General features: G+C 41.3%; 25 protein-coding genes. 4 read left to right on the plus strand and 21 right to left on the minus strand.

Features of this window, described 5'->3' with window-relative positions:
- Nucleotides 1–10: 10 nt before the first annotated feature.
- From ACWI_RS03775 to ACWI_RS03830, 12 genes are all read right to left on the minus strand, one after another.
- Nucleotides 11–1,288 (minus strand): NAD(P)/FAD-dependent oxidoreductase, encoded by a 1,278-nt coding sequence (locus tag ACWI_RS03775; RefSeq protein WP_070370100.1) that lies wholly within the window; start codon nucleotides 1,286–1,288, stop codon nucleotides 11–13.
- Entirely contained in the window at nucleotides 1,269–2,768 is a 1,500-nt protein-coding gene (locus ACWI_RS03780; RefSeq protein ID WP_070370101.1) for an NAD(P)/FAD-dependent oxidoreductase, read from the minus strand. Before ACWI_RS03780 ends, ACWI_RS03775 begins: the two co-directional genes overlap by 20 nt.
- A gap of 92 nt (nucleotides 2,769–2,860) precedes the next feature.
- Nucleotides 2,861–4,366, minus strand: a complete 1,506-nt coding sequence (glpK, locus tag ACWI_RS03785) for a glycerol kinase GlpK (RefSeq protein WP_070370102.1) — start codon at nucleotides 4,364–4,366, stop codon at nucleotides 2,861–2,863.
- A gap of 226 nt (nucleotides 4,367–4,592) precedes the next feature.
- On the minus strand, nucleotides 4,593–5,585 hold the full coding sequence (gene lplA / locus ACWI_RS03790; RefSeq protein ID WP_242871572.1) for a lipoate--protein ligase: 993 nt from the start codon (nucleotides 5,583–5,585) through the stop codon (nucleotides 4,593–4,595).
- A gap of 214 nt (nucleotides 5,586–5,799) precedes the next feature.
- Nucleotides 5,800–7,197: a dihydrolipoyl dehydrogenase gene (gene lpdA / locus ACWI_RS03795; RefSeq protein WP_070370104.1), complete on the minus strand. Its 1,398-nt coding sequence runs from the start codon at nucleotides 7,195–7,197 to the stop codon at nucleotides 5,800–5,802.
- A 57-nt stretch (nucleotides 7,198–7,254) separates the two neighbouring features.
- Complete coding sequence (locus ACWI_RS03800) at nucleotides 7,255–8,484, minus strand: dihydrolipoamide acetyltransferase family protein (protein ID WP_070370105.1); 1,230 nt, start codon at nucleotides 8,482–8,484, stop codon at nucleotides 7,255–7,257.
- Between the two features lie 20 nt (nucleotides 8,485–8,504).
- Nucleotides 8,505–9,479 (minus strand): alpha-ketoacid dehydrogenase subunit beta, encoded by a 975-nt coding sequence (locus tag ACWI_RS03805; RefSeq protein ID WP_070370106.1) that lies wholly within the window; start codon nucleotides 9,477–9,479, stop codon nucleotides 8,505–8,507.
- A 49-nt stretch (nucleotides 9,480–9,528) separates the two neighbouring features.
- Nucleotides 9,529–10,578 (minus strand): thiamine pyrophosphate-dependent dehydrogenase E1 component subunit alpha, encoded by a 1,050-nt coding sequence (locus ACWI_RS03810; protein WP_084633477.1) that lies wholly within the window; start codon nucleotides 10,576–10,578, stop codon nucleotides 9,529–9,531.
- A gap of 195 nt (nucleotides 10,579–10,773) precedes the next feature.
- Complete coding sequence (locus ACWI_RS03815) at nucleotides 10,774–11,622, minus strand: class II fructose-bisphosphate aldolase (protein WP_070370107.1); 849 nt, start codon at nucleotides 11,620–11,622, stop codon at nucleotides 10,774–10,776.
- 120 nt (nucleotides 11,623–11,742) lie between these two features.
- Nucleotides 11,743–13,059: a transaldolase family protein gene (locus tag ACWI_RS03820; RefSeq protein WP_070370108.1), complete on the minus strand. Its 1,317-nt coding sequence runs from the start codon at nucleotides 13,057–13,059 to the stop codon at nucleotides 11,743–11,745.
- A gap of 21 nt (nucleotides 13,060–13,080) precedes the next feature.
- Nucleotides 13,081–14,028 (minus strand): transketolase family protein, encoded by a 948-nt coding sequence (locus tag ACWI_RS03825; RefSeq protein WP_070370109.1) that lies wholly within the window; start codon nucleotides 14,026–14,028, stop codon nucleotides 13,081–13,083.
- The gene (locus ACWI_RS03830) at nucleotides 14,025–14,870 is read right to left on the minus strand and encodes a transketolase (RefSeq protein ID WP_070370110.1); all 846 of its coding nucleotides are present in this window, start codon (nucleotides 14,868–14,870) and stop codon (nucleotides 14,025–14,027) included. Before ACWI_RS03830 ends, ACWI_RS03825 begins: the two co-directional genes overlap by 4 nt.
- Nucleotides 14,871–15,205: 335 nt before the next feature.
- Here ACWI_RS03830 and ACWI_RS03835 point away from each other — a divergent pair, with 335 nt between their 5' ends.
- The 4 genes from ACWI_RS03835 to ACWI_RS03850 all read left to right on the plus strand — a co-directional run bounded on the left by ACWI_RS03835 (nucleotide 15,206) and on the right by ACWI_RS03850 (nucleotide 16,573).
- Entirely contained in the window at nucleotides 15,206–15,457 is a 252-nt protein-coding gene (locus ACWI_RS03835; RefSeq protein ID WP_070370111.1) for a hypothetical protein, read from the plus strand.
- Nucleotides 15,458–15,558: 101 nt separating this feature from the next.
- Nucleotides 15,559–15,807, plus strand: coding sequence for a CPF_0552 family protein (locus tag ACWI_RS03840; RefSeq protein ID WP_070370112.1), 249 nt, complete (start codon nucleotides 15,559–15,561; stop codon nucleotides 15,805–15,807).
- Between the two features lie 72 nt (nucleotides 15,808–15,879).
- On the plus strand, nucleotides 15,880–16,260 hold the full coding sequence (locus ACWI_RS03845; RefSeq protein ID WP_070370113.1) for a hypothetical protein: 381 nt from the start codon (nucleotides 15,880–15,882) through the stop codon (nucleotides 16,258–16,260).
- A gap of 85 nt (nucleotides 16,261–16,345) precedes the next feature.
- Entirely contained in the window at nucleotides 16,346–16,573 is a 228-nt protein-coding gene (locus tag ACWI_RS03850; protein WP_070370114.1) for a hypothetical protein, read from the plus strand.
- 235 nt (nucleotides 16,574–16,808) lie between these two features.
- On the opposite strand, the gene ACWI_RS03855 is transcribed toward ACWI_RS03850, so the two are convergent.
- The 9 genes from ACWI_RS03855 to ACWI_RS18945 all read right to left on the minus strand — a co-directional run bounded on the left by ACWI_RS03855 (nucleotide 16,809) and on the right by ACWI_RS18945 (nucleotide 24,166).
- The gene (locus ACWI_RS03855; RefSeq protein WP_070370115.1) at nucleotides 16,809–18,116 is read right to left on the minus strand and encodes an ATP-binding protein; all 1,308 of its coding nucleotides are present in this window, start codon (nucleotides 18,114–18,116) and stop codon (nucleotides 16,809–16,811) included.
- A gap of 514 nt (nucleotides 18,117–18,630) precedes the next feature.
- Nucleotides 18,631–19,107: a reverse transcriptase domain-containing protein gene (locus ACWI_RS03860; RefSeq protein WP_175440891.1), complete on the minus strand. Its 477-nt coding sequence runs from the start codon at nucleotides 19,105–19,107 to the stop codon at nucleotides 18,631–18,633.
- Nucleotides 19,108–19,508: 401 nt separating this feature from the next.
- On the minus strand, nucleotides 19,509–19,898 hold the full coding sequence (locus ACWI_RS03865) for a hypothetical protein (RefSeq protein ID WP_070370117.1): 390 nt from the start codon (nucleotides 19,896–19,898) through the stop codon (nucleotides 19,509–19,511).
- A gap of 166 nt (nucleotides 19,899–20,064) precedes the next feature.
- Nucleotides 20,065–20,406 (minus strand): hypothetical protein, encoded by a 342-nt coding sequence (locus ACWI_RS03870; protein WP_070370118.1) that lies wholly within the window; start codon nucleotides 20,404–20,406, stop codon nucleotides 20,065–20,067.
- A 208-nt stretch (nucleotides 20,407–20,614) separates the two neighbouring features.
- The gene (locus tag ACWI_RS03875; protein ID WP_070370119.1) at nucleotides 20,615–21,520 is read right to left on the minus strand and encodes a hypothetical protein; all 906 of its coding nucleotides are present in this window, start codon (nucleotides 21,518–21,520) and stop codon (nucleotides 20,615–20,617) included.
- A 164-nt stretch (nucleotides 21,521–21,684) separates the two neighbouring features.
- Entirely contained in the window at nucleotides 21,685–22,440 is a 756-nt protein-coding gene (locus ACWI_RS03880) for a DNA adenine methylase (RefSeq protein ID WP_070370120.1), read from the minus strand.
- 116 nt (nucleotides 22,441–22,556) lie between these two features.
- Nucleotides 22,557–23,549 carry an N-acetylmuramoyl-L-alanine amidase gene (locus ACWI_RS03885; RefSeq protein WP_070370121.1) on the minus strand — a complete coding sequence of 331 codons (993 nt, stop codon included), beginning with the start codon at nucleotides 23,547–23,549 and terminating at the stop codon, nucleotides 22,557–22,559.
- 2 nt (nucleotides 23,550–23,551) lie between these two features.
- Nucleotides 23,552–23,983 carry a phage holin family protein gene (locus tag ACWI_RS03890; RefSeq protein ID WP_070370122.1) on the minus strand — a complete coding sequence of 144 codons (432 nt, stop codon included), beginning with the start codon at nucleotides 23,981–23,983 and terminating at the stop codon, nucleotides 23,552–23,554.
- A gap of 36 nt (nucleotides 23,984–24,019) precedes the next feature.
- Entirely contained in the window at nucleotides 24,020–24,166 is a 147-nt protein-coding gene (locus tag ACWI_RS18945) for a CD1375 family protein (protein ID WP_175440890.1), read from the minus strand.
- Between the last annotated feature and the right edge of the window lie 158 nt (nucleotides 24,167–24,324).

The raw sequence follows: 24,324 nt of genomic DNA on the forward strand, positions 1-24,324 counted from the left end.
ACCTCCATCTTTATTCTGCCTGTTCCCGGGCAATTGAAATGCTGATTGATGAAGTATCCTTCGTTACAAGTTCTCGGGGTAAGTTAAACGTCACCATGGTTCCTGGTTCAACGATGGTTTTTTTTAGATTAAGCAGCACCTGATCAAAATTATCTTTCACCACCAGACGAACGTGTTCGTCTGGATTTTTGACTCTGAGGAAAAATTTGACGGTTTTTTCTTTATTGTTCAGCGCATCAATATGTTGTGGAACAACATAACCAATGTTCTGATCGTGACGGATGACTACATCTTTTTCGACCTCGGCAGCAGCTTGATTAATCAAATCTGCTGCTGCTCTCCCGGCAATCTCGGCTTCCTGGGTTACATTATCGACCAGATCGTGGACATGCAGCACATTGCCACAGGCAAATACCCAGGGAATGTTGGTGATCCGTTTTTCATTTACCACTGGTCCTCTGGTCACCGTATCGATTTCGCAGCCCAACTTACTGGACAATTCATTCTCTGGTATTAATCCCACTGACAACAAGAGTGTATCACAGCTGATATACTGTTCAGTCCCATGGATTGGTTTGAGTTTTTGATCAACCCTGGCAATCGTAACCCCTTCCAGTCTGTCCTTCCCATGAACCTCAACAATCGAATGACTCAAAAGCAGCGGGATATTGAAATCATCAAGACACTGAACCTTGTTACGGATCAGCCCCGTTGAATAGGGCATCAACTCAATAACCCCTTTGACATTAACCCCTTCTAACGTTAAACGTCTTGCCATGATCAGACCGATGTCCCCAGAACCCAGAATAACCACTTCCTTACCGGGAATCAAACCTTCAAGATTAACATAACTTTGGGCGGTTCCGGCGGTCATTATTCCAGCCGGACGGCTGCCCGGTATGGTAATCGCCCCACGCGTCCGTTCCCGACAGCCCATCGCCAGAATCAAGGCTTTTGTGCCAATTTCAAACATCCCATCTTCACGGTTGACAGAAATAATTTTTTTATCCTCAAGAATTTCCATCACCATTGTTCCAAGTTTCACATCAATGTCCGACTGTTCAACCGCATCAATAAATCGGCTGGCATATTCCGGCCCAGTCAGCTCTTCCTTGAAATATTGCAAGCCAAAGCCATTATGAATACACTGTTGCAGAATCCCGCCCAGATAGGGCGCTCTTTCACAAATCAGAATTTTTTTGACACCATTTTTTCTGGCTTCCAATGCAGCTGCCAGACCAGCCGGGCCGCCGCCGATGACAACCAGATCATATTCTAATTTTTTCATTTTTTTGATCTCCTTCTGCTAAAGGTAGCTCTTTGTTTCTGGCAGCCAGCACGAAGGATGCATTGCCTTTTTGGGTCACCTCAAGGGGAGAGATGTTTAACTCCCGGCTGAGAATGTCCAAAACTTTAGGACCACAGAAACCACCCTGACAGCGTCCCATCCCGGCACGGACACGGCGTTTGATGGCATCCATGTTGGTTGCCGGAACCGGCCGATGAATGGCATCGTTAATCTCCCCCTTGCTGATCGACTCGCAGCGACAGATAATTTCACCATAAGCCGGTTCTTTTTCAATCAATGCATTTCTTTCGTCATAAGACAATTCAGCCAGCATCACTGGCGCTTTACGACCTTTTTCGTAGTTCGCTTTTGGTGTAAAATCCAGCTCCAGATTCTGCGCTCGTACCAACTCCTCGACCATGACAGCAATTGCCGGTGCCGAGGTTAAGCCCGGCGATTGAATGCCTGCAACGTTAATCATACCCTTTACGGTTTTCGCCGCTTCAATGATGAAGTCTTCATTGCTGCTGGCTGCTCTCAGACCGGTGAAGGTGGTAATCACATCCCCCATTCTAGGCAGCTCGGGAAACAGGTGTGAAATCGTACTGGTATAGATCTGGTCGAGGGCTTCGGCCGTTGTTCGCAGATCCGTTTTATCCTCGAGGGCTTCGGCATTGGAACCGGCCAGAATATTGCCGTCAATCGTTGGTACCACAATCATCCCCTTGGATACCTTGGTTGGGGCCGAATAAATGGTATAGGTCAAAATATTTCCCCATTTTTTATCATAGAGAAAATACTGTCCTTTTCGGGGTTTTATTTCAAAATCAATGTCTTCAACCATCGCTGCAATTTTATCGGCATATAATCCGGCTGCATTAATAATCACTTTGGCTTCAATATTGCCTTTATTTGTTTTAACACCTTTTACAGTTTTATTTTCAATCATAATATCCAGAACTTCTGTGTCCAGCATCACCTTCGCCCCATTGATTACAGCGTTTTCCGCCAGTGCAACGGTATATTCAAACGGATTGATGATTCCAGTTTCCGGTTCGAATAAACCGTATTTTGCTTCTGGATTCAAGTGGGGTTCCATCTCATGTAATTCTTGCTGATCTAACAGTCTCATCCCCTGAATGCCATTTTTGATTCCATTTTCCATGGTTTTCTTCATTTTTTCCAAATCTGATTCTTCGAATCCTACCGTAATTGAGCCCAGTGGTTTCACGAGATCGACGTCCAGATCTTGACATAGTTGCTTGACAACTTTATTGGCTGCTAATGCCAGCTTCCCTTTTAATGTGCCACCATCAATATTAAAACCGCTATGAATCATTGCCGAGTTTGCTTTACTCGTTCCCATACACACATCACTGGCCTTTTCCACCAAAATGATATCCAAATTATATTTTGCTAATTGATGTGCAATGGAAGCACCAATTACACCGCCACCAATGATTAAAACCTCTGTTTTCATGGTGTCACCTCCATATTCTTTTTTTATGTTGAGCAACACTTACAATAGTGCATGCAAATGTTGCTCAACGTCAGTTTTATCTTGTATTTATTTTAACGATCATTTGCCCAGCAAAGGTTGGAATTGATTGCCCGTTTCCAGCCTTTGTAGAGGTCTGAACGTAAGCCTTCATCCATTTGTGGATGGAATACCTGGTCAACTGTTCGTTTCTGGACGATTTCATCCTGATCTTTCCAGAAACCAACTGCCAAGCCTACCAGGTAGGCTACTCCGGCTGCAGTTGTTTCGGTATTGTCCGGTCGTTCAATGTCCACATTAACAATGTCGGCCGTAAATTGCATCAACAGGTTGTTGTTGCAGGCTCCACCATCAACTTTAAGGATCGACAGACGTTCGCCCAGATCTTCCGAAAAGGCATCGAACATATCACGGGTTTGATAACCGAGTGATTCAAGTACCGCTCTGATGATATTGTTTTTAGTGGTACCCCGTTCAATCCCAACAATGGCGGCACGTGCATAGGAGTTCCAGTAAGGTGCGCATAAACCAGTGAACGCCGGTACGAAATAAACACCACAGTTACTGACTTTTTTTGTTTTCAATGCAAAATATTCGGAATCAGGAGATTCATCGAGCATGTCCATTTCATCACGAAGCCACTGAATGGCGGATCCAGCGGAAAAAGCCACTGCTTCCAGAAGATATTCAACTTTTCCATTTAATCCCCAGCCGATGGTAGTGGTTAATCCGTTGTTTGAGAGGAAGGGTTTGTCACCAATGTTTACAGTCATAACCCCAGCCGTACCATAGGTGAATTTGGCCATCCCTTTTTGGAAACAGCATTGTCCAAATGTTGCTGCCTGTTGGTCTCCAGCATCGCCGGTAATCGGAATAGCACGTTTAAATATTTTTGACGTTACACCAAAATGGCTACTGCTTTCCTGAACGTTAGGCAGCATACTGGCTGGAACATCAAAGACTTTTAGCAACTCCTCATCCCATTTCAGTTCATTGATATTAAACATCAATGTTCGTGAAGCATTACTATAATCGGTGGCATGAGCTTTTCCGTCGGTCAGCTTCCACATAATCCAGGTGTCAACGTTTCCAAAAAGGAGATCGCCGTTTTGGGCTCTTTCTCTGGCGCCTTCAACATTATCAAGAATCCATTTTACCTTTGTGGCTGAAAAATAAGAGTCAATCATTAAGCCGGTTTTATTTCGAACAACTGCTTCGATCTCAGGATCATCTGCTTTTAATTGATCACAGTATTCTGCCGTTCTGCGATCCTGCCAGACAATAGCATTGTATACTGGTTCGCCCGTATTTTTATCCCAAACAATGGACGTTTCCCGTTGATTGGTTATGCCGATTGCGACAATTTCTTCTTCTTTAATATTGGATTTAGCCATGGCTTTTTCAATTACTTCCCCGGTAACTGCCCACATTTCCATTGGATCCTGCTCTACCCAGCCTGAATCTGGATAAAACTGTGCAAATTCTTTTGCGTGAACACTGACAATATCGCCGTCATGGTTAAAGAAAATCGCCCGAATACTTGTAGTCCCCTGATCAATACTTAAAATATACTCCTTCATCCGTTTTTACCACCTTTTCATTTATTAAAATGCAGAAGATTGCATTTTTTCGATTTTAATTTTTCCAATCCTTGACAAACACTCACCTGATTTGTCGAGCAAAGCTGGAAACATGAGCACGTATTTTTTGTATGATATTCCCTGGTCTAGTTTTTTAATCCCGAAAGATTTAAAGATCCTCGTGATGACGTGTCATTGTGCCGAATCATCACGAAAATTTTTAACCTTAATACAAAAGAATTTCAAGCAATTCCTGCGGCGTTAAGTTGGTGATGTAATCACTGATTTCACAATAGCTGAGCACCTCCTGCAAATCATCTTTTTTTAACCGTTTCCCGGTTAAGAGTTTTTCCAATTGCCTGATGTTGCCAGACCCCAATAAATCCCCGTCAATGGTAATCGAATCGATAATGCCATTTTTTGCGACATTCATCGCAATCGTTAAGCTGCCACCTTCATGGCTGCGGACCTTTTGCATTTTGTAATGCGGGGCCTTGCCATAGGTCCAATCCCAGGTCCGGTATTTTGAATCTCTGAGTGCTTCAATTGCTTTGTAATCCTTTTCATCAAGCTGTAAAAAAACAGCTGTCTCTTTCGCACTGATGCTCGCCATCAGATGGTCACAAAACTGATTGACACTCATTGACTTGGGCAAGTGCTCACTGATATTGGTAACCTGACTTCTAACCGATTTTACCCCGCCCCCCTGAATAACCTCATCTTTTACAGCCAGTACTTTGCGTACAAAATCCAAATCAGAGTCAAAAAGCAGTGTTCCATGATGAAGCATCCGGCCGTTTTTAACCGTCTGTGCAGTTCCTGAAAACTTCCGGCCATTAATGACCAGATCATTGCGATGGTTACATTCGGCCTGGACACCAAGCTGTTTAAGGGCATCAAGAATCGGTACCGCAAATTGTTTAAAATCAATGCTATATCTTTTGTCACAATCCTGAATAAATGAATAGTTCAGATTTCCGAGGTCGTGATAAACGGTGCCGCCGCCGGTATTTCGCCGGGCGATACGAGTATTCATTTTACTGGCATAATGTAGATCAATCTCTTTCATTGCATTCTGATTTCGACCAATTACAACTGTGTTGTCGTTCTGCCAGAGCATAAACAACCCCTTGTCCAATTTGACATTCGCAAAAATATATTCTTCCAATGCTAAGTTATAGTAGGGATCTGTGGATTCACTGTAGTATAAATGCATCATCAGCCACCTCAATGGGATTGAATCATTAGTGCAAAGGTTCCGGTACTAAAACCAACTTAACTAGCAATAGTTTTTAGTTTTAAGCGTTAAAATTCAAAACATCGATAAACTCGACACATTCTAAATGAGTTTGCCGGGGATGCTTAGCAGCTTTCATGTCAACTTCTACAGCATCCCCAAAAATTCTTAAACAATAGTCTATTTTATAGAAACTCTAAATGTGGATGGCATGTCCAACCACAGCATGGGCAGCTTCCATGATCGCTTCCGATACCGACGGATGGGGATGCACAACCTGGGCAATGTCATCGGCGGTAAACTCCAGATCGATGTAAGAAGTGGCCGCAGTGATCAGCTCGGTAACATGGGCCCCGATCAAATGAACACCCAGTATTTCATTATATTTAGTATCGGCAACAATTTTGACAAAACCACCGGTCTCATTCATCGCCACTGATTTTCCATTGGCAGCCAAGGGAAAGATTCCCACTTTAACATCATAGCCGGATTTCCGGGCCTGGTCTTCCGTCAAGCCGACGCTTGCTGCTTCCGGGTAAGTATAGGTACAACGTGGCATATTGACATAATTGAACTGTTTCACTGGTTCTCCGAGAATTCCATGAACCGCTGCCAAAGCTTGTGCCGAAGCCACATGGGCCAGGGCCAGTTTACCGGTTACATCACCGATGGCATAAACCGATGGGCAGGTTGTCTGCAATTGGTTATTCACCTGCACGTAGCCCCGATCGGTCAGCTTTACGCCAGCTTTTTCCAGCCCGATCCCTTCAACATTTGGTCGGATCCCAGCCGACACAAGCAGACGGTCACAAATAATGGTTTCGGTTTTACCTTTTTCATCAATTGTCAGGTTAAGCTTGTTTTTATCTGCCACGACAGCATTAACTTTTGTTTCGACCTTAAATTTGATGCCCCGTTTTTTAAATGCTTTTTCGATCTCTTTCGAAACATCGGAGTCTTCGTTCGGCAGCAAGTGTGGCAGCATTTCAATCACCGTTACCTCGGCACCATAACTGTCCCAGATGCTGGAAAATTCCATTCCGATGGCACCCGCACCAATGACAACGATTTGATCGCCCGGATTCACCTGGGTCAATTCCAGGGCTTCCTTGGATGTCATAATCTGGGGATTGCTGTAATCAATTCCGGGAATGCGGAAAGCATGGGCACCGGTAGCTAAAATAATGTTTTTCGCTTCCAGTATTTCTCCGGATGGCGCAATTTTCAAGCTGGTTCCGTTGATCAGATTAGCTTCGCCCTGAAAAACGGTCACTTTGTTCTTCTTCATTAAACTCTTGATACCCATGGTCAATTTTCCACTGACTTCCCGGCTGCGCTTCTGCGCCACGGCATAGTCGGCTTTTATGCCACTGCCATTTAGTGCAATGCCATATTTATCGGCTTCCTTGACCATCCGCAGGATCTCTGCATTTTTGGCCAGTGCTTTGGTGGGAATACAGCCCCAGTTCAGGCAAACCCCTCCGAGATCCGCTTTTTCAACCAACGCAGTTTTCAGGCCCTTCTGGGCAGCATAAATCGCTGCCACATAGCCGCCTGGACCACCTCCGATTACAATTAGATCAAACTTATTCATTCTTTATCTCCTGTACTGAATCATCGGGTCATTTGTTAACCTTATGGCGTATTAGTATTACATCAGAATTTTCATCGGATCTTCCAGCAGTGTCCCGATGTAAGCCACAAACTGAGCTGCATAATCGCCGTCAACGATCCGGTGATCAAAGCTCAGGGTGATGTTCATCATCGGACGGATAACAATTTCGTCATCGACAACAACTGGGGTTTTGACGGTAGCTGCCAAAGCCAGAATACCACATTCCGGCGGATTGATCACCGCCCGGAAACTTGCGATTCCCCGGGAACCCAAATTGCTGATGGTGAAGGTTGCTCCAGACAGATCACCCGGAATATTTTCCTGTTCTTTGGTTCGGATGACCAGACTGGCAAAGTCTCGAGCCAGTTCAACCACGCCTTTGGCTGCCACATTTTTTAACACTGGTACCATCAAACCACGGTCTGTATTGACAGCAATACCAATGTTGATATCTTCCATCTCATAAATTTCTGTGCCATCCGCTGCTAATTGAGAATTCATCATCGGGAATTCCTGCAACGCCCGTGAACAGGCCTTGGCCACCATTTCATTAAAGCCTACTTTAATGTCAGCCAAGTCGTTGACCCGTTTTCGCCATTCAATGGCTTTAGTCATATCGACTGCCACAGTCAACGCTGCCCAGGGTTTGGTGACCACACTCTCGGTCATGCGGCTCCCAATTTTTCGACGGATCCCTTCATAGGGAATGGTGTTTTGAACACCCGTGGACGAACTGACAACAGTTGCTGTGACGGGAGCTGTCATTGTTGGCTGTGGTGTTTCTTGATAGGCTAAAATATCTGCCTTGGTAACACGAACCCCACCGTATTTGACATTTGACAGGTCAATGCCCATATCCTTAGCCATTTTCTTGGCTAAAGGTGAGACCGGAACCCGTCCAGTGGGTGATTTTTCTACTGCTTCAGCGGCTTGCGCTGGTGCCGCCGCCGGGGCTACAGAAGCTTCAACCGCAGCTGACGTTGCACCACTACCACTGATTTCAGCCAGCAAGCTGTCAATATTTTCTCCCGGCGTTCCGACGATTGCCAGAGGTTTATGGCATTCCACGTTATCGCCTACCTGGGCAATAATTTTTAAGACAGTCCCCGACTGATCAGCCGGAATGTCCTGTACGTCTTTATCGGTCTCGGCAGCCAGTGCCATTTCGCCAAATTTGACTTCGTCGCCCTCGTTTACATACCATTCCGTGACCGTCCCGTCTGTCATGTTAACGCCGATCTTTGGCATATTCATTAGTTTTGCCATAATATACACTCCTTCACAATTTATTCAAATGTTTTGCGTACTGCTGCAATAATGTCTTCTTTCTTAGGTGTGCACAACGCTTCCAGACCTTCATTATATGCAACCGGAGAGTTTTTGCTGCCGACACGTTGTGGTGGCGCATCCAGCAAGTCAAAGCCACGGTCGATGATTTCGCCAACGATCTCGCCAGCAATGGATCCCCGTAATGGCGCCTCTGTTACCACAACAACCCGACTGGTTTTCTTGACTGAATCCATGACGGTTTCATAATCCAGGGGCAGCAGTGACCGCAAATCAATGACTTCACAGCTGATTCCGTCTTTTTCGAGCTCGGCGGCTGCGGCTTCGGCCACGTAAGTCATATATGAATAAGCAACAATCGTACAGTCTGTTCCGGGTTTGCGAATATTGGCTTTCCCAATTGGAATGGTGTATTCGCCATCGGGAACCTCGCCTTTCAGGGAGTAATTTCGTTTGTGTTCAAAGCACATGACCGGATTATTGTCCCGGATTGCTGATTTCAGCAAACCTTTCATGTCATAAGGAGTGGACGGTGCGATAACTTTCAGACCGGGTACATGAACAAACCAGTTTTCATTATTCTGGGAATGCTGCGCAGCAACCCCACCGCCCACTCCAAACGGAGCACGAATTACAATCGGGACGTTTGCCTGCCCCCCAAACATATAACTTGTTTTCGCTGCCGTATTGACAATATTATCCATTGGCAGGGTCAGCCAGTCGCAATATAGAATTTCGACTAGCGGACGCATGCCGGCAATGGCAGCGCCAACGCCTAAACCTGTGAATGCTGCTTCCGAAATTGGTGTATCAATCACCCGTCTTTCGCCAAATTCTTTCATCAGTCCCTTGGTAATCCCAAAGGGATTACCGCGCAGACCGACGTCACACCCCATGATAAATACATCTTCATCTCGTGCCATTTCTTCACGTAATGCCTGGGTAATCGATTCTCTAAGTGTTATGATTGCCATTATATTTTCTCCTAATCTTTTTTAATAATCCCGCTAATCGATTCTGCCTCTATTTGATAACTTCGCCATCTGCGTAAATATAATCGTAGAAAGTATCAAGAGAGGGTTCATGGCATTGCGTATCTGCATAGTCGATGGACGCCTCAACTTGTTTGATTGCCTCTGCTTCAATCGCTTCCAGTTCTTCGGGTGTTGCTATCTTATTTTCGACTAAAAACTCACCCATCCGTTTGATTGGTTCGATCTCCCAATATTTGTCACAAACTGTCATATCCCGGTACCAGCTATCGTCAGTGGCATGGTGGCCCAGCATCCGCATCGTTTTACATTCAATAAAAGATGGTCCTTCACCAGCTCGGGCTCGGGCAATGGCCGTCTTAGCCGTATCCCAAATCTGATAAATGTTATATCCATCGACCCGACAACTGGGAATACCAAAGCCGATGCCGCGTTTGTAGAGATCCTGTTCACCCGTTACCCGGGCAAAATCCGTTGCGATGGCCCATTGATTGTTTTCACAGACAAAAACAACGGGTAGCTTCCAGGCAGCGGCCATATTCATGGCTTCTGAAATCGATCCGGCGTTAGCTCCGCCATCACCGAAAAATACCACGGTCACATCGTCGGTCCCCTTAATCCAGCTTTTTAGGGCACTGCCAACTGCCGGAGCCGTCGCTGCGCCAACAATTCCTGTGGCGCCGAGCATCCCAATACTCATATCGCTGATATGCATCGAACCACCCCGGCCCTTATTATAACCTTCCTCTTTGCCAAACAGCTCGGCCATCATTTTATTGATGTCACCACCCTTGGCAATCAGATGGCCGTGACCACGGTGTGTTGAGCCGACATAATCACTTCTTTTCAACTGTGTGATAATACCAGTTGCGATCGCTTCTTCAGTAATATAGGGATGGTAATAGCCATGGACTTTATTGGCCATCCACAATGGCTTCACTGCTTCTTCAAACTTGCGCATTACCCACATAATACTGTACATTCTCAGTTGTTCTTCCCGATCCAGTCCTTCTGGGACATACATCTCTGCATAAGCGTCAAATTCTTTTTTGAGCTCTTCAATGCAATTGGTATTTTTCATAATTGTTCTCCTTGTATTTTATCATCGTTATTCCGGTATACATGGTAGCTATATTTTTTCATCGCTGCAAAAAAAGTATGATTATCTGTGAAAATTCAGGGTGATGTCACACACTGAACTTTCACAGATTCATCGTTAGGTTTTAACCGACCTTTTTACGCAATTTTATTTGTCTTGCCTTCAATCCGATCTTCTTTAATCCAGCAGCGCAAAGAAACGGATATGTTCTGTTACAACTTTCTTGACCTGTTCTTTGGTGAAAGCATCCAGTTTCAGTGGGTCATTCTGATCCGGATAGTTTCTGGTATAATCAACCATCCCCTGACAATAAGCAATTTTTATGGCCGTTGAGATATTGACTTTTGAGGCACCTAAAGCAATCAGCCGATGGAACATCTCATCGGTTAACCCGGTTCCCCCATGAAGTACCAGCGGACATGGTGAAAACTGATTGATTGTTTCAAAAAGATTGTAGTCGATATTGATTGCCCCTTTATATACCCCGTGAGCTGTGCCGACTGCTGGAGCAAAGGCATCAATCCCGGTTTCCTTCAGATAAAGGTGACAATCCTCCGGATTGGCGTGAGCGTGGTTTCCCTCCAGCACGACAATATCATCTTCGACTCCGACAATCGCCCCCAGTTCACCTTCAACGGTCACATTTCTGGCTTGGGCGTATGCCACAATTTCACTGGTATTTTTGATGTTCTCCATGAGGGATAACTGTGATCCATCATACATGACTGACGACCAACCGCCATCAATGCAAGCTTTGGTAAAATCAACATCAGTGGAGTGATCAAGATGGATAGCCACATTAACCCTGGCATTTTCAGCAATGGGTTTTAAATAGTTCATCATCTCGCTAATGCCAAACGCTTTGACCGTTTTTACAGAAGTTTGCAAAATAATTGGCTGTTCCAACTCTTCCGCCGCTTCAACTGCAGCTTTTGCTGTCAGATAGTTAACAATATTGAATGCGCCAACCGCATAACGATTCTTTCTAGCATCTTCAAGTATTGTTTTCATGTTAACATAACTCATGATCATCATCTCTTTTCTTTAAAATTTCACGACATCATACATAAATATGATAGGTTATGACCACCTAGAACCAGTATATCACAACTCGATAAAAAAATAAATGATCTCTTAAATCTTTTCTTATTTTTGTCCGTTAGCTGCATTCATAAAGCGGCGTTGATACGACACAACCTGGTTACAGGACGTAAATCGTGCCAAATACTTCGGTTCAGCCGTAACAACCACCCGGTGAACCAGATCTTCAAATTCTTGTTCTACCAACAGTTTATCAATATCCGGATAATTTAGCTCACCTTCCATACTGCAGATAATCAATCTCGTATCATCAAGATTAGTATTTTTGAATAGTCTTAAGTTATGACGTACACTGTCCAGTCCATCGGAACCTTCGACATCACTAAAATGACGATATTTAAGCATCGCTTCGGCAATATTTTTTACTGAAAGCAAATCCATATCGGCCTGATCCATGGCAAGATAGTCCTTTTCCAAAAACATGTTGCGAATCGCCTCAATACACTTAATATTTCCAGTGGCATTAAATTGTTTTAAATTTTGATCCATCAATTCCGACTGCATCAGGCGATGTCGAACAAAACTATTGACAAAATATGGTTTTGCCTGTAATGCCAGGGCGGTCTGGTAAGGCTCAAACATGAGCGTAAAGTTCACTCTAAAGCCATGCTCTTTTAGCATCAATGCCAGATTATGTCCCCGAAAGGCACTTTCAGTGGTAACATCGGTACACGAACGGCTCAGTTTTTTATTCCCGGAAAGTAATTCGGAAACGTTTTCTTTTGTAACTGGACCAGTGTGTGGCACTTTAATGACAACCCGATAATCCGTCAGCATTTCCCTGAATTTTTCTGCTTCTTCCAGTAATTCAGAATCCGATTTGCCAAACGGATCATTAAGCTCCACACTGATGTCTGATCCTGGTCCAAGAATCCGTCCGATTTCTCCCATTACTTCATCCCGGGTTTTAAAATGATTCCCGACATTGGCTTGGGGATTATTGATAAACAAATCATAGATGATGCCAGGGTTACACGTCAGGTTTGCAATCATTTTACTGATCGGGGCAACCTCATAGGGATTTGCTGAATCAGCAGAAAAGAGCACGTTGGTTGGTCTTTTTTTACCATTTTTATCATACGAAATATCCCGGATTAAATCTGTCCGAAGAATCCCGTTGGCTTCCAGGCGGTATGCGATCCGAAAGCCCTCCGGTGTTTCGCAGTCAGGCGTGTTAAAGGTTTTAATAACCTTTTCAAATGCAGCGGTTACACCAATTTTTTTTACATGTTTCTTGAGAAACGCATAGTCTTCCAAAGGTAAATCGAAATCCAGAACCCGGGCCACATCTTTCTTTTGATTCTCAATCACCGATACGTCATCATTTAATAAAGTATTTAATGTACAACTGACCGTTTTCATTTCTATCCCTCCATCTATATCTTAATTCTTTACCACATATAAGATTCGATCAACAATTTTTTCCCAGGTAAGGCCGTAGGCTTCCAGTAATTCCCGATAGGGGCCGGTATTAATGGAGCCATCGGCGATACCTACAATATGAATCGGAGCTTTACCCTTAATTGTCGCCAGAGATTCAACGACTGCACTGCCAAAGCCACCAATTACCGAATGTTCTTCCAAGGTGAACAGATACTTGGCATTCTGATAGGCCTCGTTAAGAATCCCCGTGTCAAGAGGCTTTACAGTTGTAAAGTTAATCACTTTTACTCCAAACCCCATTTCATCCAGAATTTTTGCCGCCATCAGACCATCTATTGTTAATGTACCGGTCACTGCAATGACAATATCATCGCCGGTGTTCATCAGGTATTCGCCCTTGCCAATTTCAAGGTTGCGTTTAGCGGCTTCAACCGGTTCAGCCATTTCATGACGTGGCATTCTGATGTAGACTGGACCTTGATGTGCAACTGCCTCACGCAGGCACATTTCCACTTCATAAACGTCGCCCGGATTCAAAACAACCATATTGGGAATCGCCCGCATTAATGTCAAGTCTTCGATGGCCTGGTGGGTTGAACCCAACGCCGAATGGGATAAGCCACTGCTTGAACCAATTACTTTAACATTCATATTGGCATAACCCAGATCATTTCGAACCTGTTCAAACGCACGCATGGAAATGAAGGGCGCAATTGCAGAGACAACCGGAATAAATCCGCCTTCTGCCAATCCGGCACTGACACCGATGGCATTCTGTTCACTAATGCCGATTTCCAAATACTGCTGGGGTAATTCCTTTTTAAACGGATTCATACCCGATCCTGCCCCGGAATCACAAGACACTGCCATGACGCCGGGATTCTCTCTCCCTAGCTCTAATAATGTTTCACCGAATACATCCCGTGGATTTCGTTTTTTAGCCGTCATATTGCCCATCCTTTTTCTTTTGCATAATGCTCCAATGCTTCTTGTGCCTCTTTTGACTCACAGGAATCTTTACCGGGATTCCAGTGATGATATTTAACATTTCCTTCAGCAAATGGCATCCCTTTACTCTTGATGGTATTGGTAATGACCATGCTGGGTTTCCCTTTTTGAAACGGTAGCGATTGAAACGTATTTAAAAGCTCTTCGATATTATGTCCATCCACCACTTTTACAGACCATCCAAAAGACGCATATTTTTCTCGTAAATCACGGGTATCCAAAACCTCCCGGGTGCTACCATTGATTTGAAGTCCATTTCTATCAATGATGCCAACCAGATTGTCTAAACAGTGATGACTTGCAAACATGGCTGCTTCCCAATTTGATCCTTCACCCTGTTCGCCATCCCCCATGAGCACAAAAACCCGTTGCTTTTCACCTTTTAGTTTTGCACTCAATGCCATCCCGGAACCGATCGGTAAACCGTGACCTAATGCTCCCGAACTAAAATCGACGCCGCCAAATTTCTTCATATCAGGATGGCCTGGCACCTTTGACCCCAGTTTATTGTAGGTATCCATGACATCTGCCACTTCAAATCCCATTTCAATAAGGGTTCCATATAGAGCCAGACATTTGTGTCCGGCACTGAGAACAAAGCGATCACGGTTGGGACATTTTGGTTCATCAACTTTAATATCCATGATTCCAAAATATAAGGTAGCCAAAATATCGGTACATGATAACGATGGACCAGCATGGCCGTCACCATTATTAATTACCGTCTGGACAATGTGTTTGCGAATATTAAATGCTTTCTTTTCGATGGATTCTACTTGCATTGAAGCTCTCCTTAAAATATTTTCTTCGATACTAAATTTTTAATGGCCATGCACAACGTTTACAAGACGATTCAATAAAATAACGATATTGATTGCGCAAAATTGCTCGTACTAGCCAAAACCTATGTTTCCCCTTACAACTCAATTAATAAAAAACATTACGTCTCAAATCTAATCTCACTTATGACAGATCATAGGTGGTCATGACCAGTTCTTATATGTAGTATAGCACGAATTGTTTTTTTGTCAATTTATTTTTAAATAATTATGTAAAGTATTGCCAAATCGCGATATAATGACTATAGCAACTTTCAGCATACAAGGAGGGTAAAAGTATGGGCTTACGCTATTCAAGTAAAGTAATCGACGGAAAACTTAATATTAGAAATGATTATATTCAAACCGAGGGCGGTGATTTCCAGAAGTTGACAAAAAACTGGATTATTAAAGCATATGAAAAAGCCAAAGAATTAAATGATACCGAATCCATGGAAAAACTGGAAAATCTGAAAATTGACATTTGGGTTTCAGGCGAAAACAATGAGTTAGGTAAAAATATGACCTGGTGTTTAAAAGACGAATTATAATAAGCTGCGGCGTAACCGCCGCTTATTTTTTGAGGAATCGTTTATTGTTGTATAAATTGGGTATTTAGTCAAAGTATAAATACTTTAAGGAGGATTTTTTTATGAGACAAATTATGGGGATTCAGGTTGGCAACCGCGAAAGCGAAGCATTGAAGGTTCAGGAATTGTTAACTAAAAATGGTTGTATTATTAAGACACGCCTAGGTTTACATGAGTCTTCTGAAGAAATGTGCAGCATCACCGGTTTGATAATTTTAGAGTTTTTACCCAACAAAGAAGCAAATATCGCCGAACTGGAAAAAGAATTAGCCACGCTTGATACAATTGTGGTCCAAAAAATGGTTTTCTAAAATTCAAAATAAAGAGAGTTACTCAATCAGTCTGGCACTATTGAGTAACTCTCTTTTTCCAAGGAGTAAAAAATGATCGACTTTAAAGATTCCCGATTTATTATTACGGATAAAAAAAATACATCCAAGGTTCATAAGAGTATTCAGGGTATGTTGAATGATGAGGAACGGGTCGTTGAATTTTATGTGGCTGATCGCTTTCCTGTTCCATCCGATATACTATTCACCTCAAAACGGATTATTATTTGTACCTATGAAGAGCCTGAATTTCCAATTTTTACTTTCTTACCCTATTCAAAGTTTATTGCTTTCTCAGTAAAGAATTCAAATGACTCCAGTCTTGAAAATGAATTAGAATTGTACAATTATTATGTCAATAAAATTGCCTTTGAGTTCCCCGGAAAATTTGATTTAAGCCTGGTCATTAAATTAATTGGCGGCGCCGTTAACTAGGCATATAGTTGTTTAGCCAAAAACAGGTAACAAATCAGTTTTCTGACTATCCGAAACGTATAGTGTAAATCGAAAGGAGCCGACAATGCAAACCGAATTAACAATCACGATCATAAAAAACGACGATCATCTTGAAATCCTTCAAGATGGCTTGATGGTGGCAAAAAGAGAAGCCATTCAAAACATTCTAATTAATGGTGAAGTTGAAGATTTCTATGACAATTGGGTATACCCCCTGGATCCTGGCGCTCCAGAAAAAATAGGAAAAATTATTCTTGGTTTAATAAATGGTGATTTTGGTAAGGTTGAATAAAATACCGCCAATTTTACCACTCGCCAATTTTTTCGCTTCTTAATACACAGAATCCGCCAGCCACACACGTGATCGGCGGATTTCTAGTAGTAATTTAAAGATTCAGACAAACAGTCTCTGGTCTAAAAAATTTGTTCGTCTGGTTAATAAATGATTACTGTGTAGTCGTAAAGGGTGTCACATTCACCAGGACATACAAGTGGCTTATTCTGGATGATGTCTGTAATTATTTAATTTAATCAACAGTCAATAAGTGATTAATAAATTGTTGCGCCGTTCGACCTGAAATACCACCATGCATCATTTCCCACTGATTTGCGGCCATTCGCAGTTCTTCTTCCGGTAAATTCAACCCTTCTTTCCGGGCAAGTTCTTCAACAATTGTAAAAAATTGCTTCTGACTGGGTCGCTCGAAAAATATTGTTACTCCAAAGCGATTTACCAATGACATTTTTTCCTGCATTGTATCTGAACGGTGAATCTCACCATTTTTTTGTATATCATCCCGATCATTCCAGGTTTCCCTGATCAAATGACGTCGATTCGAAGTCGCGTAAATTAAAATATTATCTGGCTTCGTTTCAACGCCGCCTTCGATGACAGCCTTCAGAAATTTATATTCGATTTCGAATTCTTCAAAAGACAGATCATCCATGTATATGATGAAACGGTAATTCCGATTTTTTATTTTGGCAATTACCGCTGATAAATCCCGAAACTGATGCTTGTAGATTTCAATCATCCGTAATCCCTGATCATAAAACTCGTTGATGATTGCTTTAATACTTGTCGATTTTCCGGTTCCACTATCCCCAAACAGCAAGACGTTGTTGGCCTTTTTTCCCTGAACAAAGGCCCGGGTATTATCAAGCAATTTCTGTTTCTGTAATTCATAGCCTACCAGATCCGTCAGCATCACCTTATCCATATTGTTAATAGGCTGAAAGAACAACGTTTTATCCGATTCACCGGCTGAAACCCGGAACGCCTTATTCAAGCCAAACATTCCAACACCATAGCTGGCATAAAAACAGGTTAGCGCTTCAAAAAAATCGTCACCGTTTTTTGCCTGTTCCAGAGTTTGGCATAATTCCCCAACTTTTTGACTGACATTCTGGTTGTACATAAATTCTGGTTTTCGGATCGCCTGGTAATTCGAAATGCGACTAAAGCAATCAATACCCAATGCCGCTTCCAGTGGGGAAAAATCAAAATCAAACAATTCTTTAAAGATTGTACAATCATTTCTGGCAAAAACATTCACACTGCCCGCTTTCTTTCCCATCTTTTCACAAGTCAGCGTGAACGGATTTTCGTTAGTGATCATCTCAAAGGTCAAATATGCATGCCAGAGATTTTGATCAAAACCATAGTCCGTCGCTATTACCAATAGCTTTTTTATCCAACGATAACTTTGTTCGATCAGACAATCTGTCGATTCATTCCCGCTATTAAAGCTCGAATACAATTGTCCTATCTGATTCAGTAAATTGTCTCCATCATTATCCCGAAAAAGAATGAGTTGGGAAATAAGTCGTTTCATTGTTTTCTCCTGTCAATTTTAATTCTTAGGCTGTTTTTTGCTTGTTCTGGATGTTTTTAATTCTCAGTTATAACCATAACATGTTTGGATTGTCAAAACAATCCTAATACATATGATTGTGCAAAAATTCGGTTAGTAGATCATGTAAGGACACTACCCAGGTAAGCAACAAGATCGTAGTGTCAATAATTTTCACCCGATATAGCACTAAATAATCCCCCAGATCGTGGGTTTTTCGCTTTCTCCCCACCTTCAGATAAAAAAGAGAACCAAAACGGCTCTCTCATACGATTTTTAAAAGAACTTCATCTTACGAGCAGCCAACAACAAGCAGGACTTTATCAGTGATAATCAGCTTCTTCTGATATCAATATTTAATAATTACTCATGTTCCTGATTCAGTGTGCTTTCCACAAACGACTTAAACTGGGCAAACACCGGAGATATGTATCCGTCGGTTTGATATACCATTTGATTGCTGACTGAACAATTGGGTTGATCGAATTAAAGTTTCCTATTTTGAGGTTTTGTTTTCCTTAATAATGGAACTAATTGTTTTGATTATTTTCTTTATGGATTTTTTGCTCAATTTTATGATTAGCTTTTGACTGTATTTTCTAAACTCCCAGCCCAGAAAATCAAAGCCCTCATTGATGTGTGTTATTGCTGTTTTTTCCTCCGACAAAGTTAAGCCTCTTTCTGACATGAAAGCTTCAAGTACTGTCTTTATTTCATAGGCTTTTTCTTTACTGTTGGTGGTCACAACAAAATCATCTACATATCTCACCAGATTGATCTGATAGGTATTATGATGTTTTTTATCAATTTTACCGTGTTTATTTGTCCAAAAATTTGCAGCAATTATATTTTCCATTCCATCAAGTGTCATATTTGCCAGTGTTGGACTGATAATACCGCCTTGTGGCGTGTCCTGATTATTGGGAAACAGTCTGTTTTTGTAAAGATATCCTGCATTGATTTCGGTCAGCATATAATTGACGATCTTGACGACCTTCATGTAAGTTTAACCAATTTGACATTGTGAAAAGTACGACAAAAAGTAGGCTACAAGTACGACAAATAATAGGGGTAAAATAGCCAGAGTTTTTTGATTTTTCAAGTAGGTCACACTTTTGGTGGAGACATAATTCAAAAAATAAAAAAAAAGAACCGCTAATTAAAGCCATTCTTTTAACTAAATATTATTTTTTACTGGAGCTAGCGGGGGGAATCGAACCCCCGACCTACTGAAATATCAGAGTTTGTTTATTGCAATTTTCGAGCATTCACAAATGCCTATATTCTGGGGTTTTTTGATTAATCTGTTTTTTCTATTTTTAAAGAATAAGGGGCAAAATAGGGGGCAAAATTTAACTAGTAGTGTATGTAAAATTATATAATCTTTTTGTAACTTGAAGCACTCATAATAAATTTACCTCCATTTATGGGTAAAGCTCTTGATGGGTTGAATTCAGTTTTATATCCATATAATTCCAATACGTCTTTTACCATTGTTCCAATGCATTGCTTTAAACTATCACTCGGAACGTTATCATCAAGCAGTGTCACAATATTATAATCAACAGCAATCTGCAAAAATAATTCTACTTCAAAAAGGATCCCTTCCAGAGCAGGACGTCCATTTTTTGTCGAAGTAATCATGCTTACTGCGCTGGTATCACAAAAAATGAAATTATAAATTGCTTCTACTAAAGGTTCATTTTTTAAATTATTATAAAAGCTTCTATAAGTATCTTTTGTAAAAAAGTTATTATAGCTCATTTTTACCTCCGATTCTAATCGTATATTTAATTAGCACACCTCAATAATTACCAAAATTCACTTTGAGTAAGTCTAAACTGGTTGATAAACCGAGATTATTCTATACTAATAGCAGAATCCGAAAATAGCTCCACATTCTGCATACAGCATTTAATTACATATTTTTTCAAACTAAAACAAAGAAAAGTGAAATCAAATATCCAGCAACGTACGCGGTAATAAATCCAATATTCACAGCTTTATCATTTCTTTCAAATTTTCCAACTAGGATAGGATCGCAATATTCTTTTATACTCTTTTGAATAGTTTTTACAATGCCCCAAATAACCAAATACGGTCCTAATAACCAAAGCAAAAAGTAAAAACTAAACATACTGTATCCTATTGTTGATACCGTTGTAGATACTGTTAACAAAAACGTAACAGGTAACAGTAGAAACAATATAAATTTAATAATAATCGAACTGCGATAAATCTTTTCATGAATTTCTAACTCACTATCAAACATTTAGTACCCTCTTTCTAATTCATTTTTATTTTATTGACAATTAGTCCGTTATCAATAATCGCACCGCCAAGCAGATTTAATTGAAAATATCAAGTATCTATAATACCCTTTCTTTTGTCATTAATACAATATCTTTTAAATAGTGGCTCTCAAAGTTACCACTGGAATATAGAAGTGAATATTTTAATTTAACAAATTCCTGCAGTAACTATAGTTTCTTTATTTGCCAGTTTTTCCTTATACTTGGATGACTGCCACTGTAAAACAAGCACGCTTTATTATCTTTTACTATCTCATTAATTTGATATTGAACATCTCTTTGTAAGCCCTTCAAATTTTTTATACTTGTTGATTTTTTATACTTAGATATGAAGTTATCTTTATATTCAGTTTCAAGATAAGGTTTTATTTGCTTGTTTTTGTCAATCAATGGGTCTTTTTCATGATTTCCATTGGTACAAAGATTTATTACAATAGCTGCTTGGTAAGATTTAATTCGTTTTAAGAAATTTTTATTTAGTTCAGCCATAAACCATAGAACTATAAATAATCGGTCTCTATATTTTTTTGTATTTACGCCTAAACTGCATTGATACTGAATTGCATTACATAAAATTATCGAATAAACTCCATCCTTTATGTCATCATTTTCGAAAATCCTTTTGAAATTTTCTTCGAAGTTATTTTGAAGACTATTTCCTGAATTTCCAATTGCTGGAATTGGAATCCTTTTTCCCTTTCTTATGAAATCATACTCTTTCACATGAGGACTTTCCAAAACCACAACAATTTTTCCAATATATTTTTCGCTATAGTTGTTAAGATCCTCATCACATGATTTTTTAATTTCTCGTGATTCTTCAAGATATTCGCATCTTTTACACCTATTAAAACGTAAATTGCTATCTATAATTTGCTTAGATTCAACTGATATTGTGCCAATATAATTATCTTCACATTTTTTCAGCTCAATACTGATCTGCTCTGTAATTTTAGTATCAATAATGCTGTTCCCATTCGAATTCCTAATATCTTTCAAATCAACTTCATCTATTTTAAAAGATTTTAACTCAGTACCATCTTCTAATATTAAATTTATCATCCTACTTTTCATTCCTTATTCTTCCACATTCCTTCCTTAAATTATAGCCTAAATTCGAAATTTTATCAATCTAAATCAAGATTGTTTATGATAATTTATATCAACAAAAGTTTAAAAATGTCACCTCATACCAAAAAGCCCTCACACCGTAAGGCTCTTTAATATAAGGTAAATTTTTAGTAATTCGTGATTATTACTTCTTTGTATTCTTTATCTTTACCATCATACCGTTCAAGCAGCGAATTTCTCCGGCTGATTTCAATCATATTAAGACCCTGGTACAATTCCCGGACGAAATCATCATTGTTATAACTCAATATAAACTTTCCTTTGATTTCTTTCAAGCAATCTCTTAATCTTATATGATCGGCATCGCTAAATCCAGTTTGATAATATTTTTCTGTCCCATGGTAGGGTGGATCTAAATAAAAAAGAGCATTAGGTCGATCATGAACCTTGATGATCCGCTCAAAGTCTCTGTTTTCAATCACCACGCCATTCAGCCGATCACTGATCTCACTCAGGTAATCGGTGCTTTTCATCAGGTTTTTCTTAGTCCCTCCAAAGGTTTTTCTATCGGCTCCATATGATGTTTTGATGATCATGAAATACCGCCCAGCTCGTTGGATGTCGGTTAATCCTCGCATATCAAGCTGTGATTTGAAATCGTCAAAGAACTCCCGGGAATTGAGGACGCAGGATATTTCCTTTTTCACCTCATCCCGATGATACTTCACGCACCGGAACAAATTGGCCAGCTGACCATCATAATCATTGTAAATCTCCAGATCGGCATGCTTATCTTTTGCAAAGAGCACCCATCCGGCACCGCCAAAGACTTCAATGTATCGATCAAAGTCCTTTGGAAACATGTCAATTATTGTTTTTCTTAACAGGCGTTTCCCGCCAACCCATGGTATAAAACTATTCATTTTTCCTCCTAAATATTAAATATGGCCACCCGAAGGTGGCCGTGAAACTTGCATGACAAATTTACGGTCAAGATCATTATATTTTCAATATCAAAACGTCAAGACCTACATATATCTTAAAACCAATCGTAAATGCCTTGAGCAACGACCTCACCAAATGCTGAAGCGTTGGTCAGTAATCCGATGTCCTGACGAACACCGCCAGTTTCAAAAATGCAGGCAGCCATGCCGGTGTCAGCGACTTCCCAATCATCTCGCTGGATCACGCCCCGGGTACCGAGCCCCAGACGAACTTGAGCTGAAGCAATCAGACAGTTTGCAATCCGGATTCCGTCGCCACTCCCAGGGTAGACAATTGGTAGCGTTCCGGACGGAGCCTGATTATAATCACAATGTAGCGATACGTAAATATCGGCTCCCCACGAATTCGCTTCGTTGACGCAAACGGCAATGTTTTTATCATTATCGGTGTCAGCATCCGTCAGGACCGTGAAACCAATATCACGTAATCTTGCTGCAGCTACCTTCCCGATGCCCAGCATTAAATCCGCTTCGGTATATTGGCCATCTACACATCCACTATCCCACGAACCGTCGCTTGAAACGCCATGCCCAACCGCCAGATAAATCTTTCCTGACTTCTTACCCTGTACAGATGCCATCGGCGTTGGATCCGGTACCGGAACAGGCGCAGGCGCTATTACAAATGTAGAACGGTGATCATCGACGCTGATTGGTTCATCACTTTTTAATAGCCGGATCGCTTCAATTCTCAGACCCCCACCAGTTGTACCGGCCATTTCTCCATTTCTGGCAAAATCCAACCATCCGACATTCTGCACATGAACCTGATAATTCAGGTTTTCGCATTCAATCTCAATTGCTTCTATTCTCAGGCCTAGGCCAACGGTACCGGCAATCTCATCTTCTTTAACCCAATCCATCCAGCCGATGTTCTCGACGTGGACACGATAACACTTAACTCCCTGGATTCGAATCGCTTCAATACGTAATCCCTGGCCGACTGTACCGGCCAAGCGCCCTTCCTGGACCCAAGCGCCCCAACCTTTATTTTCGACATGTACTTTATACAGTAACGTATTTGCCATTTTCATTCACCTTCACTTTCTTTTTCAAGTTCTGCTTTGTTTCCAATCTGTTTTAATGCCTTGGTAAGAGCTTCCGGGAGGGGAACGCCCAAATTTCCGGTATTCTCCAAGATGCTCAGCCCTTCATTGGCAATGAACATCAGGCAGACGATGTTTTTAAAATATGATCCGCCCTGGTTGGTGGCAATATCAATCTGAACGGCCACCATGACCACGACCAACTCAGCCACCTTTTTAAACAGTCCTTTTAACCCAATGGATGAGGACAGTTCTTTGTTCTGGAACGCCACCATTAACCCGGTGATATAATCTAAAGCCATCAGCGCAACCAAAACACACATCAATGTATCCCACCCTCCTAGAAGCCATGTCACAAATCCTACTACTGCCGTAAAAACGCTTGAAACTAAGGGGTTGTCTGTAAAATATCTCATTTGATCATCCTTTCTTTTTGGAAATAAAAAAACAGCCTACGCTGCCTGTCTGCTTGCCAATTCTGCTTCTACTCTTGCCCGGTAAATAACCGGTACCATCGGGCAATTCCATGCTGTCGCATCCGCTTCGGTCAGTGCTCGCAATTGCTGTTCTACCAGATCTGCATACATTTTTACGATCATACTGTGGCACCTCCTCCAATAATTGATTCAATTAGGCGTTTGCAAAACGCCAAACCCCGCATAATAGCGGGATATTTTTAACCTAAAAAAATATAACTCCTCACCAGATTGTGATAAAATTGAGTTGCTCAAAAACAAATCTATCAACCTGAAAGGAG

Origin of the sequence: Acetobacterium wieringae (assembly GCF_001766835.1) — a bacterium.
GTDB lineage: Bacteria > Bacillota > Clostridia > Eubacteriales > Eubacteriaceae > Acetobacterium > Acetobacterium wieringae.

Bases quoted from the DNA above. Each gene is read 5' to 3' on its own strand.
- ACWI_RS03775 (WP_070370100.1), bottom strand. From the start codon at position 1,288: ATGAAAAAATTAGAATATGATCTGGTTGTCATCGGCGGCGGCCCGGCT.
- ACWI_RS03780 (WP_070370101.1), bottom strand. From the start codon at position 2,768: ATGAAAACAGAGGTTTTAATCATTGGTGGCGGTGTAATTGGTGCTTCC.
- glpK (WP_070370102.1), bottom strand. From the start codon at position 4,366: ATGAAGGAGTATATTTTAAGTATTGATCAGGGGACTACAAGTATTCGG.
- lplA (WP_242871572.1), bottom strand. From the start codon at position 5,585: ATGATGCATTTATACTACAGTGAATCCACAGATCCCTACTATAACTTA.
- lpdA (WP_070370104.1), bottom strand. From the start codon at position 7,197: ATGAATAAGTTTGATCTAATTGTAATCGGAGGTGGTCCAGGCGGCTAT.
- ACWI_RS03800 (WP_070370105.1), bottom strand. From the start codon at position 8,484: ATGGCAAAACTAATGAATATGCCAAAGATCGGCGTTAACATGACAGAC.
- ACWI_RS03805 (WP_070370106.1), bottom strand. From the start codon at position 9,479: ATGGCAATCATAACACTTAGAGAATCGATTACCCAGGCATTACGTGAA.
- ACWI_RS03810 (WP_084633477.1), bottom strand. From the start codon at position 10,578: ATGAAAAATACCAATTGCATTGAAGAGCTCAAAAAAGAATTTGACGCT.
- ACWI_RS03815 (WP_070370107.1), bottom strand. From the start codon at position 11,622: ATGAGTTATGTTAACATGAAAACAATACTTGAAGATGCTAGAAAGAAT.
- ACWI_RS03820 (WP_070370108.1), bottom strand. From the start codon at position 13,059: ATGAAAACGGTCAGTTGTACATTAAATACTTTATTAAATGATGACGTA.
- ACWI_RS03825 (WP_070370109.1), bottom strand. From the start codon at position 14,028: ATGACGGCTAAAAAACGAAATCCACGGGATGTATTCGGTGAAACATTA.
- ACWI_RS03830 (WP_070370110.1), bottom strand. From the start codon at position 14,870: ATGCAAGTAGAATCCATCGAAAAGAAAGCATTTAATATTCGCAAACAC.
- ACWI_RS03835 (WP_070370111.1), top strand. From the start codon at position 15,206: ATGGGCTTACGCTATTCAAGTAAAGTAATCGACGGAAAACTTAATATT.
- ACWI_RS03840 (WP_070370112.1), top strand. From the start codon at position 15,559: ATGAGACAAATTATGGGGATTCAGGTTGGCAACCGCGAAAGCGAAGCA.
- ACWI_RS03845 (WP_070370113.1), top strand. From the start codon at position 15,880: ATGATCGACTTTAAAGATTCCCGATTTATTATTACGGATAAAAAAAAT.
- ACWI_RS03850 (WP_070370114.1), top strand. From the start codon at position 16,346: ATGCAAACCGAATTAACAATCACGATCATAAAAAACGACGATCATCTT.
- ACWI_RS03855 (WP_070370115.1), bottom strand. From the start codon at position 18,116: ATGAAACGACTTATTTCCCAACTCATTCTTTTTCGGGATAATGATGGA.
- ACWI_RS03860 (WP_175440891.1), bottom strand. From the start codon at position 19,107: ATGCTGACCGAAATCAATGCAGGATATCTTTACAAAAACAGACTGTTT.
- ACWI_RS03865 (WP_070370117.1), bottom strand. From the start codon at position 19,898: ATGAGCTATAATAACTTTTTTACAAAAGATACTTATAGAAGCTTTTAT.
- ACWI_RS03870 (WP_070370118.1), bottom strand. From the start codon at position 20,406: ATGTTTGATAGTGAGTTAGAAATTCATGAAAAGATTTATCGCAGTTCG.
- ACWI_RS03875 (WP_070370119.1), bottom strand. From the start codon at position 21,520: ATGAAAAGTAGGATGATAAATTTAATATTAGAAGATGGTACTGAGTTA.
- ACWI_RS03880 (WP_070370120.1), bottom strand. From the start codon at position 22,440: ATGAATAGTTTTATACCATGGGTTGGCGGGAAACGCCTGTTAAGAAAA.
- ACWI_RS03885 (WP_070370121.1), bottom strand. From the start codon at position 23,549: ATGGCAAATACGTTACTGTATAAAGTACATGTCGAAAATAAAGGTTGG.
- ACWI_RS03890 (WP_070370122.1), bottom strand. From the start codon at position 23,983: ATGAGATATTTTACAGACAACCCCTTAGTTTCAAGCGTTTTTACGGCA.
- ACWI_RS18945 (WP_175440890.1), bottom strand. From the start codon at position 24,166: ATGATCGTAAAAATGTATGCAGATCTGGTAGAACAGCAATTGCGAGCA.